Annotated in this window: 12 protein-coding genes; 2 read left to right on the top strand and 10 right to left on the bottom strand. The window is 62.1% G+C overall.

The window, feature by feature from the left end; all coding sequences use genetic code 11:
* Positions 1-418 precede the first annotated feature (418 nt).
* The 10 genes from AC0L2O_RS12385 to AC0L2O_RS12340 form a co-directional block, all read right to left on the bottom strand.
* Positions 419-1,129 (bottom strand): SDR family NAD(P)-dependent oxidoreductase, encoded by a 711-nt coding sequence (locus AC0L2O_RS12385; RefSeq protein WP_369722133.1) that lies wholly within the window; start codon positions 1,127-1,129, stop codon positions 419-421.
* A gap of 58 nt (positions 1,130-1,187) precedes the next feature.
* Positions 1,188-1,970 (bottom strand): 3-hydroxybutyrate dehydrogenase, encoded by a 783-nt coding sequence (locus AC0L2O_RS12380; RefSeq protein ID WP_473369900.1) that lies wholly within the window; start codon positions 1,968-1,970, stop codon positions 1,188-1,190.
* Positions 1,971-2,001: 31 nt separating this feature from the next.
* Positions 2,002-2,466, bottom strand: a complete 465-nt coding sequence (locus tag AC0L2O_RS12375) for a carboxymuconolactone decarboxylase family protein (RefSeq protein WP_409192634.1) — start codon at positions 2,464-2,466, stop codon at positions 2,002-2,004.
* Between the two features lie 28 nt (positions 2,467-2,494).
* A complete protein-coding gene (locus AC0L2O_RS12370; protein ID WP_473369899.1) occupies positions 2,495-4,105 on the bottom strand; it encodes an MDR family MFS transporter in 1,611 nt (536 codons plus the stop codon).
* Positions 4,106-4,140: 35 nt separating this feature from the next.
* Complete coding sequence (locus tag AC0L2O_RS12365) at positions 4,141-5,289, bottom strand: HlyD family secretion protein (RefSeq protein WP_473369898.1); 1,149 nt, start codon at positions 5,287-5,289, stop codon at positions 4,141-4,143.
* A gap of 35 nt (positions 5,290-5,324) precedes the next feature.
* Positions 5,325-6,500, bottom strand: a complete 1,176-nt coding sequence (locus AC0L2O_RS12360) for a DUF3734 domain-containing protein (protein WP_409192637.1) — start codon at positions 6,498-6,500, stop codon at positions 5,325-5,327.
* A gap of 31 nt (positions 6,501-6,531) precedes the next feature.
* Positions 6,532-7,332: an acetoacetate decarboxylase gene (locus tag AC0L2O_RS12355; protein ID WP_409192638.1), complete on the bottom strand. Its 801-nt coding sequence runs from the start codon at positions 7,330-7,332 to the stop codon at positions 6,532-6,534.
* A gap of 77 nt (positions 7,333-7,409) precedes the next feature.
* The gene (locus AC0L2O_RS12350) at positions 7,410-8,615 is read right to left on the bottom strand and encodes an NAD(P)/FAD-dependent oxidoreductase (RefSeq protein WP_473369897.1); all 1,206 of its coding nucleotides are present in this window, start codon (positions 8,613-8,615) and stop codon (positions 7,410-7,412) included.
* A gap of 108 nt (positions 8,616-8,723) precedes the next feature.
* The gene (locus tag AC0L2O_RS12345; protein ID WP_409192639.1) at positions 8,724-9,020 is read right to left on the bottom strand and encodes a hypothetical protein; all 297 of its coding nucleotides are present in this window, start codon (positions 9,018-9,020) and stop codon (positions 8,724-8,726) included.
* A 99-nt stretch (positions 9,021-9,119) separates the two neighbouring features.
* Entirely contained in the window at positions 9,120-10,070 is a 951-nt protein-coding gene (locus AC0L2O_RS12340; RefSeq protein ID WP_473369896.1) for a helix-turn-helix domain-containing protein, read from the bottom strand.
* 483 nt (positions 10,071-10,553) lie between these two features.
* On the opposite strand from AC0L2O_RS12340, the gene AC0L2O_RS12335 reads away from it, so the two are divergent.
* Positions 10,554-11,483 carry a helix-turn-helix domain-containing protein gene (locus AC0L2O_RS12335; RefSeq protein WP_473369895.1) on the top strand — a complete coding sequence of 310 codons (930 nt, stop codon included), beginning with the start codon at positions 10,554-10,556 and terminating at the stop codon, positions 11,481-11,483.
* Positions 11,484-11,768: 285 nt separating this feature from the next.
* Positions 11,769-12,698, top strand: coding sequence for a helix-turn-helix domain-containing protein (locus AC0L2O_RS12330; protein WP_473369894.1), 930 nt, complete (start codon positions 11,769-11,771; stop codon positions 12,696-12,698).
* The last annotated feature ends 26 nt before the right edge of the window (positions 12,699-12,724 follow it).

Raw genomic sequence — 12,724 nt, 5'->3', positions numbered from 1 at the left:
GGCGCATAGCTCAGTTGGTAGAGCAGCTGACTCTTAATCAGCGGGTCCCAGGTTCGAGCCCTGGTGCGCCCACCAAACAAATCAAGACCTTAGCGAGAGAAACCGTTTGAGAAGCGGACTTTTCAAACGGTTGTTATGAACACCGACCCGCCAGCACTCTAGGATGCTGTGGACAACATCCCGTAGTTTGCGTCTCAAGTTCGGACGTCGATCATCTGTGCGACAGCTGACGTGCCGCATGAGCTCGTGCTCGCTAGAACCTCTCGCGACGATCAGGCTACAGCCACGCCCAAACAGTGTTGACCGGATCGCAAACGACCCGGCGACGACGGGAGACTGCAGCAGTTTCGCCGCGCACTGCCCTTGACTTGGTTCAAGCCCAACCCCGTCGGGATCGCCGCGATGCACTGCGCCCGACCTAATGTCCGGCACTCTGTCCGCCGTCGACGTGCAGGATCTCGCCAGTGGTGAAGGCGGCGCCTTCGAGGTACAGCACCGCATCGATGACATCGCGCACCTCTCCCATCCGCCCGACCGGATGCAATTTGGCCAGGAAGTCGTACATGTGGGGTTCATGCATCGGCGTCTTGATCGCGCCCGGCGCCACGGCGTTAACGCGGATTCCCTTGCTCGCATATTCGATCGCGAGCGATTTGGTTGCCGCGTTCAAACCGCCCTTAGTGAGGGCGGCCAGCGCCGACGGCACGCTACTGACCGCATGCTCATCGAGGCTGGTCGTGATCTGGACGATATGTCCGGACCCCCGCTTCAGCATTGCCCTGGCTGCGCGCCGGGTAATATGAAAGAAACCATCGAGATTGATGCCCAGCATGCTGGCATAATCTTCGTCCGTATATTCGGTGAATGGCTTGGCGATGAAAATGCCGACGTTGTTGACGAGGGTGTCTACGCGGCCGAAGCGCTCAAGCGCCTGTGACACAATGCGTTCTGCGGTCTCTGAATCCCTGATGTCGCCGGCAATCGCCAGGATATCGGGATCAGAGGACGGCCTAATCGAGCGGGAGTTCGCGACAACGCAAAAATTGCGATCCCGATACGCCCCGACCAGGGCTTCGCCGATACCCTGCGACGCGCCGGTGATGATAGCGACTTTCTGCTGTGCACCCATGATGAGACCTCCATGTTCTCTGTTGAAGCGGCGGGCAGCGCCCGCGGTGCTTGCTTCGTTACTGCGCTGTCCAGCCGCCATCGACCGAGATTGTCGTGCCGGTGATCTGGTCTGCCGCTGGCGAACAGAGGAAGGCCACGGTGCCGCCAAGCTGCGAGGGAGAGACAAAATCCAGAGACGGCTGTTTCTCAGCCAGAAGCTCCTTAGCGGCTTCCTTCTGATTTTTGCCTCTTTGCGCAGCGATGTCGCTGATCTGCTTTTCGACCAAAGGGGTCCTCACCCAACCCGGACAGACCGCGTTGCAAGTGACGCCACTGCCGGCGGTCTCCAGGCCGACCACCTTTGTCAGACCGACCAAACCGTGCTTGGCGGCGACGTAAGCGGCCTTATGAGTTGAGGCGACGAGGCCGTGGGTCGATGCGATGTTGACGATCCGGCCCCAATGCTGCTCTTTCATCCGAGGCAGCGCAGCGGCAATCGCGTGGAACGCAGCCGACAGATTGATCTCGAGGATCGCGTTCCACTTGGCAATTGGAAACTCCTCTACAGGAGCTGTGAACTGGATACCCGCGTTGTTCACCAAGATGTCCAGACGTCCGAATTTCTCGACCGTCGCGGCAATTGACCCGCGGACGGCATCTGACTTTGACATATCGGCGCCGTCGTATGCAACGCGGTGGCCGTGTTCACGTTCGATGCCACTGCGAATCGTCTCGATCTCGCCGGCGTCGCCAAAGCCGTTCAGCACTAGGTCGGCGCCGAGCCTTGCCAGCTCTTTTGCGATGCCGAGTCCGATGCCGCTGGTCGACCCGGTGACGATTGCTACTTTTCCCTTCAACATGGGGCTTCCCTTCTAGGTTTGTGACAAGCAATCAGGCGGCCGTGGCTGCCTTGGCCTTGACCGGCGGGACGGCGCGGAAGGCGATTGCGAGCCTGTTCCACGCGTTGATGGTTCCGATCAGCATCGTCAGGTTCACCGCCTCGGCTTCGGAGAAGTGCTTGCGAAGCTCGTCATAAGCGTCATCGGGCGCGTGGGTCTCGGAGATGAGCGTCACCGTCTCGGTCCAGGCCAGCCCCGCACGTTCGCGATCGGTGTAGAGCGGCGCTTCGCGCCAGGCGTTCAGGAGATGGAGCCGCTGCTCGGTTTCGCCGCGCTTGCGCGCATCCTGCGTGTGCATGTTGATGCAGAAGGCGCAGCCATTGATCTGCGAGGCCCGGGTCCTGACCAACTCAATCAGGGATTGCTCGAGCCCGGACGACTGGATCTGGTTCTCCACATCGGCAAGTGCCTTGATGCTCTCAGGTGCAGCTTGGAAGAAGTTCAAACGGGGCTTCATGGTCGTTCTCCTCTTGGGTTGACGATGACTAGTGTGCGCCGCCGGCGTCGAGACGGTCCGGTTTCGTCAGCATGAGCGCTGCGGCCAGGGCGACGATCTGCGAGATGCCGAGCAGATAGAAGGTGTCGCTGAAGCCGAGGATGAAGGCCTGCTTCTGGATGATCTTGCCAATCGCGACATAGGCGTGGTGGAGGGCATCGAGGCGATCGATCACGCCATGGCTCATGAAATATTGGGTGAGCTGGTCGAGGCGAGTGCGTGTGGCCTGCTCGAACATCGATACCGACTGCATCAGGACGTTGGAATGGTACTGCTCGCGCTTCGTCAGCAGCGTCTGCAGCGCAGCAATTCCGATCGCGCCGCCGAGATTGCGCATCATGTTGAACAGGGCCGATGCCGATCCGGCGTTCTCCTGCTCAATTCCACTGGTGGCGACCGCCGAGAGCGGCGCAAAGACGAGGGCTTGACCAAGCGCGCGGATCACGTTCGGCCAGAAAAGCTGATCGGCCGCATAATCGTTGGTCATGTAGATGTTTAGAAAATTAGAGCCACCAAACAGCACAAAGCCGATGCCGATCACGAGGCGCGGATCCAACCGCTGCATCAGGCGAGGTACCAGCGGGATCAGGACGAGCTGCGGCAGGCCGGTCCATGCCAGCACCAGGCCGATCTGCTCGGAGTTGTAGCCTTGGATGCGGGATAGGTAGACCGGCAGGATATAGACGGAGCCATATAGCGATACGCCGAGCAAAAAGTTCGCGAGCACGCCGAAACCAAAATTGCGACGGAACAGAATTCGCAAGTTGAGCAGCGGCGTTCTTGCGGCTAGTTCGATGGCGAGGAACAGCGTCAACGAAACCGCGGCGACGATGGCCAGCCGAACGATGAAGGGGGAGCCGAACCAGTCATCCTTGTTGCCTTCTTCCAAAACAGTCTGGAGTGCGGCGAGCCCGATCGCCATGGTGACGATGCCGGCCCAGTCGCCTTGCGCGAGCTGCGACAGCTTCATGGGCGCCGCTTCCAGCGAGAAGAACAGCATGGTGATCATGACAGCGCCGGGTGCGATGTTGACATAGAACACGTACTCCCAGCCGAAGTTCTCGGTGAGATAGCCGCCGATGGTCGGGCCGATCGCCGGCGCGAACGTCGCGGAGATCGCGAACATCGCGAGCCCGATCGGCTGCTTCGCCTTCGGCAGAAGCGTTATAATGAGTGTGAATGCCATGGGGATCAGCACGCCGCCGGTGAAGCCCTGCACCGCGCGCAGCACGATCATCTGAGGCAGGTTCTGCGCGAGCGCGCACGCCGCCGAGAACACCAGGAACAGGAAGGCGTTGGTGAGGAGATAGGTGCGGACCGAGAACACCTGCGCCAGCCAGCCGCTCAGGGGGATCACCACGATCTCGGCAACCAGATAGGAGGTCGAAATCCAGCCGCCATCATCGATGCCTGCGCCGATCCCGCCCTGGATGTCGGCAAGCGAGGCGTTGACGATCTGGATGTTTAGCACCGCCATGAAGGCGCCCAGGGTGGCCCCGATCACCGCGAGCCACGTCTTTGCTGAGACGGCAGGAGCCGCAACGCGCAAATGGCTCTGACCGGCGGGAACGGCATCAAGGGTAGATTGAAGTATCGTCATGGCGGTCTCCTCGCGACCGGGGAGGGAAATGTTGCTCAGGTGCGGGGTTCGGCCCGACGAGCGGCAAGCCTCTTCTTGGCGTCACGCTCGGCGACGGCTTCCGACTTGGTGTTGACGGTCGGCTCCGCCGACATTCCGGGACGCAGGAGGCCGTTGAGGTGCTGGTCGTCGAGCACGATCTTCACGGGCACGCGCTGTACGATCTTGGTGAAATTGCCGGTGGCGTTGTCCGGCGGCAGCAGTGCAAACTCGAGGCCGCTCGCCGGCGCTAGGCTGTCAACATGACCTTTCAGCCTGGCCGCGTGGAAGCTGTCGATCCGCAGCTCGACGGGCTGGCCGTTACGCACGTTAGTGAGCTGGGTCTCCTTGAAATTGGCGACCACATAGACCTGGTCGAGCGGTACGACCGCCATCAGCTGCGTTCCGGCCTGCACATACTGGCCGACGCGGAGCGATCGCGCGCCGACGGTGCCGTCGACCGGCGCCGTAATCCGCGTGTAAGAGAGGTTCAAGGCAGCCTGCTGTTCGACGGCGCGGGCGCGGTCGAGCTGTGCGGCTGCCTGAGCGCGCTGGGTGGAGAGAACCTCGATCTTCTTGTTCGCGGCGAGCAATCCCGCTTTGCCCTGTTGAAGCTGCGCGATCTGGGAGCGCAACGCCGCGTCGGTCTGCTGGGCCCGTTGAATCGTTCCCGAGCCCGATCTCATGAGATCGTCGTAGCGGGCGCGCTCCTGCTGTGCGAACTTCAGAGTTGCTTCGGTCGCATCGACTTCGGCCGCTTGCTGCTGAATGAGAGGCCGCTGCAGCTCGATCTGGGCGTTGAGGTTGGTTACCGCGGCCTCGGAGGCCGCTACGTCGGCCTTGGCCTGGTTCAGCGCGGCCTTGAAGTCGCGGTCGTCAATCCGCGCCAGGAGCTGACCGGCCTTCACCGGTTCGTTGTCTTTGACCTGCACCTCGGCAATGTAGCCCGAGACCTTCGGAGCGATGATGGTGGAGTCCGCTTTGACATAGGCATCATCAGTCGTCTCCAGGTAGCGGCCGGTGGTGAGGTAGTAGTGGCTGAAGGCGGCGGCTCCAGCGACGCCGAGGGCTGTGGCGAACGCCAGCGCCGCGCGCCGGATCGCCTGTCGCGATGGAGACAGATAGGTCTTGGCGTTCTCTTCAGGGGCATAGGACAGCGTTGACATGGCTTGCTCCGGGGTCTGCAGGGGGCGATCAAATCTCAATCGCGGCGATGGACGTCATGCGTGACGATGCCGAGATCGGGATCCGGCGGGTCCAGGCGACCAGGGTCGGCGAGCGTGCGGCGGATGTCGTCCAGTCCACTCTGCCAATGCGCGCGCATTGCGCTCAGCCCGAACTCGTAGTCCTTTGACTGGCCCTCGTAGATCTTGGATTGATAGATCAGGTGGACGATGTTGTAGGAGCGGTGGCGGGCCATGTCCGCGATGGCGCGGATTTCCGGGTCCTGCCTTGCTCTTTCGGGCAACTCCTGGATCGTCCGCTGCAATGCCTGACGCATCTTCTGCATGCGTAGCGCCTGGTCCGTGATGGCGCGTGTGCGGCTCGAATATTGGATGTCCTTCTGCCGGCTCGACACCTCCATCATGTCATGGGGAACGCGACCCTTGGCCGACCAGAGATCGACCTGGAAGGTCAGCGTGTCGCGCGGCTCGCTGGAGAGCACGCGTGAAAGCGGGGTGTTCCAGACGACGCCCCCATCCCAATAGTGTTCTCCGTCGATCTCGACGGCAGGGAAGCCCGGCGGCAAAGCGCCGGACGCCATGAAATGCTTCGGCCCCAGTCTGCGTTCGGTCGTGTCAAAGTAGGTCAGGTTACCGGTACGGACGTTGACCGCGCCGACGCTGACGCGCACCTCGCCCGAGTTCAACCGGTCGAAATCGACGAGTCTTTCAAGCGTTCGCTGCAGTGGCGCGGTGTCGTAGAAGCTGGTCGCCGAATCGCCCGAGAAGGGCGACAAAAATGGCGACGGGAAGCGAGGCTTGAAGAAGCCGGGCTGCCCTTGGAACAAGGCTCGCATCGCGGCAAACGTGTTGTGTAGCGACCGAAGATCGAACGCGAACGGCAAGGCATCAGCGAGCCCTTCGCCGGCGGGCCATCCCGCCGGGGCTGCACAGATGGTTTCCCAAAACTCGCGCAGCCGTTCGACCCGCTCGGCTTCGGGCGAGCCGGCGATGATGGCGGCGTTGAGCGCCCCGATCGAAATGCCGGCCAGCCAGTTCGGCCGGATCCCGGCCTCGTGCAGGCCCTCATAGACACCAGCCTGATAGGCTCCCAGAGCCCCGCCGCCCTGCAGCACCAGCGCGACGACGTCGTAGGGCAACGGCCTGGATTGCTCCGGCACAGGACTGATTTGCTCGCGCATGACCTTCAGCATTTTCCAAACTCCCGATGTTGTGGCCGTTCGATCAACCGGCGTTCGCTTCGATGAGGACTTCGGACCTCGATCCGCGTCGTTGCGCGGCCGCGCCCGGCGACAGGTAGTCGTGGACCACGGTGCCGAGGCCGAGGGTCAGATCGGCAACCAGGTGTTTCGCCGAGATCACCTGAAGGACGGGCAGCTCGGCGACCGGAGCCAGGGCATGCGAGTACAGGTCCAGCGCAACCGGCCCGGTCCATGCGCCCTTTACGGTGATATCTTCGAGATGGTAGCGGACCAGCTCGCAGATGCGTGCCGAGCCGTCGACGTGCGGGATGATCTTGAGCAGGAAGTTGGGTGCGGTGAGCTTCCTTGCCTCGACCTCGATGTCGAGGGCGCGATGCTTGTAACCCATGGTACCCGTCGCAATGCGAACCGAGCCGTAGTTCAGGGTGCCGACCAGCGTATCGATTTCGACCGCGAGCTTCGGTTGCGCCAGCTTCTTGGGAAAGCCCCACAGCTCGCGGCCGCCCGCGATTGGCGGATGATCGTTGAGAAACATCTGATGGGTAAAGCTGCCGGCCTGCCCCTGGTAGGAGACCGGGATGACCTGGCCGCTTTCGGTGTAGTCGCCGAAGCCGGTCGAGTCCGGCATGCGGATGAACTCGTAGTTCACCACCGGTTCAGTCAGCTCGAGCGGTGCCGGCACGATCCGGCGCAGCGCCTCGGGATCCGTCCGGTACTGGATGATGAAGTACTCACGGTTGATGAAGCGGTAGGGGCCCGGTGGAAAGGCCGGATTTGTCAGCGGCATGGCGAACGCTGTCGCGCGCACGGACTCGTGTTTCATCTTGGTCGGCTCCAAATGAAGGAAGGTGATCGGGCCGCGCTGACGCGTTTCTGGCGCGGCCCGTAGATGTGCAGCATCTACACTTCGCCAACGCGCTCCGGGTCGGCCGAGGCGAGCGCGGCGGCACGCTCGGCCCGCGGCGGATAGATCCACACCGTGTTGATCTGCTGCTTGGTCCTCTTCGCCTCGTCGCCGACGAGCTCGAGCTTTCGATCCCAGCCGCGCGTGAAGATTGCACCGGCTTCGCCGAGATCGAGACAGGTGGCATAGGCCTTTTGGTGATAGGACTTGGTCGGAACGCCCAAGAGCTCGGCGGCCGCATTGTGGCCGGCGAAGGCGCCCATCCGCGTAGCGTGCTGGCAGGACATCAAGGCGTAATTGCCAAGATCGTCGCATGCTGCCTTGGCGGCATCGCCGGTGGCAAAGACGCCGGCGACTCCCGGCACGCGCAAGTCCCGGTCGACAAGCAGCCGACCCAGGTTGTCACGCTCGGCGGGGATTTGCGTGGTCGATGGTGCAGCCCGCATACCCGCGGCCCAGATCACGGTCTCGGCGTCGATGTGTTCGCCGGTGGAAAGCGTGATGCCGGACTTGTCGAGTGCCTCGACGCCGGCCCCGAGCCGGGTCTCCACGCCGAGCTTGCGCAGTGCATCCTCGATAACGGGACGGGGCCCGGACCCCATATCAGGAGCAATCGCACGGTTGCGGTCGACGATGACGACGCGTGGCTTTGCGTCCTTGCCGAGGATCGCGCGAAGCCGCGCAGGAATCTCCGTAGCTACCTCGATCCCGGTGAAGCCACCGCCGGCAACGACGACAGTGTCGCGTCCGTTCCTGGCCGGCCGGCGAACGAGATTGTGTAGATGCCGATCGAGCGCAATCGCGTCATCGAGCTTGTCGACGCTGAAGGCGTGTTCGGCGAGACCGGGAATGTTCGGACGGAACAGTCGACTGCCGGTGGCCAAGACAAGTCGATCGTAGGAGAGGCGCTTCTTCGTGCCGTCGCCCGCCTCGATATCCACTGCGCGCGATCGGGTGTCGATCGTCTCGGCGCTGCCCTGCACGTAGACAACGTCGATGGCCTTGAGGACGTCCTGGAGAGGCGCTGTCAGGGTCTCCGGCTTGTGTTCATAGAGCCGCGGGCGAACGACCAGCGTCGGCTCCGGTGCAACCAGCGCAATCTCGAGGTCTTCGGGCGAAGCGCCCTGAATGTCGCGCAGGCGAGCGGCGGAAAGTGCGGCGTACATGCCGGCGAAGCCGGCGCCGATGATGACTAGTCGCATGTGGTCTACTCCTCTGGTTGATGTTCGAGCATAGGCGCGTTATCGCCGCCGCTCCTGTTGCGGTTTCGTGGTCGATGGCGCGAAAACGTGAAAACGAGAATGTTAGGTCTAAGGGGAGGCGCAGCTCGGCATCGACGCGGCTCGCAGCGGCCAGCGTCGGCGGAAGAGAATCGGCTCGGCGGCATTCGGACCTCCCCAGTTGACGTAGGGAAGCTGCGCGTCGTCGTTGGCCATGAAGGTCATCCCAGAGTTTATTCTCTGCAGCGACTGCGTTGGAATTTCCACTTCCTCTCCCGTTGCGGAGGTGAAGCGGACCGCCAACGACAGTCCGTAAACGATTGTGCTTGCAATGAGCCGGCGGCGCGGTGCGATTGAAAAGAGGCTGACGAAGGTCTTCGAGGTCATCATTCGTCTCCATCTCTTGAGTGTTGGTAGGTTGATGATTTAGTGGAAGTGAGCTTCAATTGCGCCAGAGCGATTGCGGCCCTTGTAGAGCGATTGCCACTACCGCATGCGCCGCCGCCAATCGCTCGGCGTTTCTCCGGTCAGTCGCCTGAACGCTGCCGCGAAGGCGGCCTGAGAGGCATAACCAAGCTCCGCCGCTACCATGGCGATCGATGCTTCGGTCCCTCGCAGCATGTTCATCGCCTGTTCGAGCCGGTGCTGACGCAGCCAGGCGTGAGGTGAAAGACCGGTGCTCTCCTTGAAGGATCGGCAGAAATGGAAACGCGACAAGCCCGCGTCCGCGGCGAGCGCCGATAGCGACACGTCCGCATCAATATCGGAGCGCAAGCGCTCGATGGCGCGACGCAGGACGGTTGGTGACAGGCCGCCTGTGACCGGTTGGAAAGTGGTTGGTGCGTCCACGTGCGCAGCGAGCAGGCGCGTGGCCAAGAGCTCTGTGAGCTGGTGCCTGAACAAGGCGTCGAGCGCCGCGTTCTCCTCCATGGCATCCGCCGCACTCATAAGCAGACGGGACGTGATGATGTCGGAATGAGCGGTTCGCTCCAGGAGAGTGCCGGCGCTCGCTTGGTCCGCTTCACCTGCAATCCGCTCCAGTGTCGTGTGCGGCAGATAGAGCTGCACCACGTCAACCACTCCGGGGATGTCCCATCGTGCGCTTGAGCCGGCCGGGATGATCGTCACCACGCCGGAACGCGCAGTACCAATGGCAACTGATTTCCCGGTGCGCCGCTCCAGTCGCTGCATCCCCGTGGGATAGGTCATGATGACGTGGTCAGCCATCGGCTGGACCACATCGTGCAAGGCGCCATGCTTCCAATGGGCGATTGCGCCATTGGATGGGTCAGACGCCATACGGAGCGGCGCGGTTTTGAGGACGCGCGCCATTTCCATATCGGCGGGACGCCGGTCAGTGGCTGACATGTCGCTCTGGTGGGCGCCGGGTGCAGACAGCAAAGCCTGCAATGGATCGTGCGAGATTGAGTTGCTCATGGCGTGTGCTCGCGTTGGGGACCAAGACTCGCGCTGCTCGGCGTAACTAGCGGGCTGGTGCGAAGCGGAGGCTTCCTGGCTGCCCTTGATTGCGCGTGAGCGCCGCGAACTTTCGCTGCGCGTTCTAGGCGCGGAGAACTACGGAGGCTTTCCTAAACCCGCTGGGCTTTGCCTATTCCTGCTCAAAGTCGCTGCGGGCGCTGGACGGGTCCGAAATCGGCCATCGAAACGGGCCACTCCCAATGTTCACAAATGCACGATGGACCGATCAGGGCTGGCGGAGCGGGGACCCGGGAAAGACGATAACACATTGTAATTGCTTAGAAAATTTATGGTCGGGGTTTGGTCGAGCCGAGGTCGACGCCGCTACTTGCTTACCTTTAGGTCTGGACGGTCGCTTGCCGAGGCCCGACAATGCAGTGCGAACCTCGCGCGGGCGCAGCAATGGGCCGCCGAGCCGAATTTCACTGATAAGTGCAACAGATGATGCAGACGGGCGTCTACGGACAGAGGCTCGGGCGACCCTTGTTTCTGAAGGAGGCGCCTTCTCTGATCACGCGCTCGCTGCGCAGCGCCGAACTCGCGGTCACCGAAACCCGGAATGATGATCCGGTGTGCGATCTTTCGGGCCCCTTTCCCTCCGAGGATGCCTACCTCGTCAGTCTCAAGCTTCGCGACTACCCCGACTGCGAATGTTGGGAACGGGGCAGGTGCGTCATCAAGACGGATGTCCGCGCCGGCGCGACGTATCTTTATGATCTCAAGCGCGATCCTCGCTTCGTGATCGACAAGCCGTTCCACTCCACCTTCTTCTATCTGCCACGCTCCGCGCTGGACGACATGGCCAAACAGGCTGGGGCGCCGCGCATCGGAGAACTCACCTATCAGCCCGGTATCGGTCATGATGATCCGGTCGTCGGCCATCTGGGTGCGTCGCTCCTGGCGGCGCTGCATCGTCAGGAAGAAACCAATCAGCTCTTCGTCGATCACATGATGCTCGCGTTCACCGCGCACATTGCGCGGGCCTATGGCGGCCTGCAGCGCATCACCAAATCGGCGAGCGGCGGTCTTGCACCATGGCAAGTGAAACGAGCCTGCGAAAGGCTGGACTCCGATCTGGGCGGAAAGCTTTCCTTGCAACAAATCGCGGCTGAATTCGATCTCTCGGTCAGTCATTTTTCGCGCGCGTTTCGGATCTCGACCGGTCTGCCGCCGCACCAGTGGTTGCTCCAGCAGCGACTGAAGGCGGCCAAGCAGTTGATGACGGTCCGCGAGTTGCCGCTGGCGGAGATCGCGCTATCGGCCGGGTTTGCTAATCAAAGCCATTTCACGCGAGTTTTCTCGGCCGTGGTCGGTGTCAGCCCAGGCGCGTGGCGCCGCGAAACGCAAGGCGCCGCGAGAGGCGAAACGTAATCCAGGCACGTCAGGACGGTGCCGGGGAGTGCGCGTCGGCGTCTTCACAAGCGCTCGATGGAACCGCTCGAGGCCCTTGGGATCGAGCGGAGCTCTTTGCCGGACGATCCAGATCATCTTGAAATTACTCTTGAAATGGCTTTGCGAAAGTTGCTTTCGGGGGCCGCGGGAGCGACTACTCGCTCCGCCGGCCGACCTAGACGGTCGAGCCCGATCTCCGGTAGTAAATTGCCACTTGCAAGGCGAACATTGCCGGCTCCGGCTGTCACCGTTGAGATCGACCCTATGGCACAAGCAAGCACCTTCGGGCAGAGGGTCGGCCAGTACTTGCATCTCAGGGATGCGCCACCCTCGCTGATCACCCGTTCGATGCGCGGCGTCGACCTTGCGGTCACCGAAACGCAGAATGACAACCCCGTGCCGGGCCTTTCCGGCTCGCTGGCTGACGAGGCTTATCTCGTCAGCCTGAAACTTCAGGACTACGCGGAATGTGAGCTCTGGGCGCACGGCAAGTGCGTTACGAAGGCCGATGTCAAAGCCGGTACCACTTGGCTGTATGACCTCCGGCACGACCCGCGCTATATCATCGACAAGCCGTACCATTCCCTGCAGTTCTATCTTCCGCGCTCGGCGCTCGACGGCATCGCCGAATCGTCCCGCGCGTCGCGCGTTGGCGACCTCGCGTGCCAATTTGGCTTCGGCCATGACGATGGGATCATGCGTCACATCGGCGCCTCGCTGCTGGAAGGGCTGCGTCGGCCGGAGGAGCCTAACCAACTGTTCATCGATCACATGATGCTCGCATTCACCGCGCACATTGCGCGGGCCTATGGCGGACTGCAGCGCATCAACAAATCGGCGAGCGGCGGTCTTGCCCCGTGGCAGGTGAAGCGCGCTTGTGAAAAGCTCGACTCCGATCTGGGCGGCAAACATTCGTTGCAACAAATCGCGGCTGAATTCGACCTGTCGGTCAGCCATTTTTCGCGCGCATTTCGAATCTCCACCGGGCTGCCGCCGCATCAATGGCTGCTGCGTCAGCGACTGAAAGCGGCCAAACAGTTGATGACCGTCCGTGACCTGCCGCTCGCAGAGATCGCGCTATCTGCCGGGTTTGCCAATCAAAGCCACTTTACACGGGTGTTTTCGGCTGCGGTTGGCGTCAGCCCAGGCGTATGGCGCCGGGAAACAGAAGGTGCTCGGGAGGGGGAGACATAGTTCGGGACGATGTCGGGCAAATTTCG

This window comes from Bradyrhizobium sp. Kon10, assembly GCF_055807395.1.
Note: the sequence above shows the minus strand (reverse complement) of the source record. Positions and strands in the feature narration are given on the sequence as shown.

What these genes read in the sequence shown, in the direction of transcription:
- AC0L2O_RS12335 (WP_473369895.1), top strand. Translation starts at nt 10,554, where the DNA reads ATGATGCAGACGGGCGTCTACGGACAGAGGCTCGGGCGACCCTTGTTT.
- AC0L2O_RS12340 (WP_473369896.1), bottom strand. Translation starts at nt 10,070, where the DNA reads ATGAGCAACTCAATCTCGCACGATCCATTGCAGGCTTTGCTGTCTGCA.
- AC0L2O_RS12375 (WP_409192634.1), bottom strand. Translation starts at nt 2,466, where the DNA reads ATGAAGCCCCGTTTGAACTTCTTCCAAGCTGCACCTGAGAGCATCAAG.
- AC0L2O_RS12380 (WP_473369900.1), bottom strand. Translation starts at nt 1,970, where the DNA reads ATGTTGAAGGGAAAAGTAGCAATCGTCACCGGGTCGACCAGCGGCATC.
- AC0L2O_RS12355 (WP_409192638.1), bottom strand. Translation starts at nt 7,332, where the DNA reads ATGAAACACGAGTCCGTGCGCGCGACAGCGTTCGCCATGCCGCTGACA.
- AC0L2O_RS12385 (WP_369722133.1), bottom strand. Translation starts at nt 1,129, where the DNA reads ATGGGTGCACAGCAGAAAGTCGCTATCATCACCGGCGCGTCGCAGGGT.
- AC0L2O_RS12365 (WP_473369898.1), bottom strand. Translation starts at nt 5,289, where the DNA reads ATGTCAACGCTGTCCTATGCCCCTGAAGAGAACGCCAAGACCTATCTG.
- AC0L2O_RS12360 (WP_409192637.1), bottom strand. Translation starts at nt 6,500, where the DNA reads ATGCTGAAGGTCATGCGCGAGCAAATCAGTCCTGTGCCGGAGCAATCC.
- AC0L2O_RS12370 (WP_473369899.1), bottom strand. Translation starts at nt 4,105, where the DNA reads ATGACGATACTTCAATCTACCCTTGATGCCGTTCCCGCCGGTCAGAGC.
- AC0L2O_RS12330 (WP_473369894.1), top strand. Translation starts at nt 11,769, where the DNA reads ATGGCACAAGCAAGCACCTTCGGGCAGAGGGTCGGCCAGTACTTGCAT.
- AC0L2O_RS12345 (WP_409192639.1), bottom strand. Translation starts at nt 9,020, where the DNA reads ATGACCTCGAAGACCTTCGTCAGCCTCTTTTCAATCGCACCGCGCCGC.
- AC0L2O_RS12350 (WP_473369897.1), bottom strand. Translation starts at nt 8,615, where the DNA reads ATGCGACTAGTCATCATCGGCGCCGGCTTCGCCGGCATGTACGCCGCA.